Origin of the sequence: Saccharothrix sp. ST-888, from assembly GCF_000955975.1 — a bacterium.
Classification (GTDB): domain Bacteria; phylum Actinomycetota; class Actinomycetes; order Streptomycetales; family Streptomycetaceae; genus Kitasatospora.
On record NZ_JYJF01000691.1, the window covers coordinates 1 to 337 of the forward strand.

General features: G+C 70.9%; 1 protein-coding gene. It reads left to right on the forward strand.

The genetic code is table 11. The features are described from left to right. Positions 1-119 precede the first annotated feature (119 nt). On the forward strand, positions 120-337 hold a 218-nt coding region (locus UK12_RS34240; protein WP_231591511.1), incomplete at its 3' end, for a hypothetical protein.

A 337-nucleotide genomic window follows, 5' to 3' on the forward strand; every position in this document is an offset into this window, starting at 1 on the left:
CGCCCGGACTGCCCGTGGATGGCTCGGACTAGGCGGGGACCGCCGCCGGCTTCTGTGAACTGACCGGTTCGTAAAAGGCCTTCGACTGCTGGAGCGAGTTCTACGGTGTGACCCGCTGGGTGGCTGAGCGGGTCTTCCCCTCGCCCACCGAACCGCTGTCGAGCTGCGCCGAGTTGCCGGGGCGAGTGGCGTACCCGGACGCCGCAGCCGGACGGCTGCCTCCGGCCGCTGCCTCCGAGAGCTACTGCCACTCCCTCCCCGACTCCTCGAACCTCGGCCACGACCTCGCTGCCCAGGGCTACCAGACCCCCACCCCCTTCGGCCTCCAACTGCCCGC